This window comes from Vibrio sp. 1401 (assembly GCF_033340295.1).
This window is the reverse complement of record NZ_JAWOWF010000393.1, coordinates 1-681: the sequence shown is the minus strand read 5'-3', so window position 1 is coordinate 681 and position 681 is coordinate 1. Positions and strand designations below refer to the sequence as shown.

Sequence of the window (681 nt, the reverse complement as noted above, 5' to 3'; positions counted from 1 at the left end):
AAATTGGTGGGTAAAGACGGTAAGGAATACACCAATCTAAAAGGTGTTACCGTGAACCTACACATCACTGAGCAAATGGAGTCCCTACCACCAATGCCTCGTGGTATTGCAAGATTTCTTGATATTGGTGCAGAAGGCCGCGGACGTGTTGGCGATGTCATCTTGAGAATGGGAGTGCGCCAAATGAAGTCTTACGACTACACAGTGAAGACTCGTGGTCAATCTCAGTTTGATACGTTTACGAAGCAGCAAGACCGCTACGGTATTATTGCGGGTGACAAGGTTGAGTTTGTTATCGACGGCGAGAAGTTTGTGGCAACAAAAGCAAACAAGCTGGCTTACGACTACGCAAACCAACTGGTGACGTCCAAAGGTTACGATCTAAAAACGTACCTAGATAGCTATGAGCCTGCAACACTAAACAAGGTCGCAGAGAGCATCGATAGCGCTTGGGGGCCATTCCGAACAGCGATTGTCCCAGCGTTCCACGATCCTGTATTGCTGCTGGATGCGCCAATGGTCAACGCAATGAAGCGAACCATTGATGCGGATATCGCGGCAGGTGTGCTGTCGTTTAGCCAGTCTTTCATCAACTTTACGACAGCGAATGTGACTTCGGGTGATTTGGTCATCGATGCAACTTCGGGCACATTGAGCTACAAAGGTGGTAAAGAGATCGGA

General features: G+C 48.3%; 1 pseudogene. It reads left to right on the top strand.

What is annotated here, in order from left to right:
* A pseudogene (locus R7Z77_RS25835) lies at positions 1 to 681 on the top strand (MoxR-like ATPase); the annotation flags it as partial.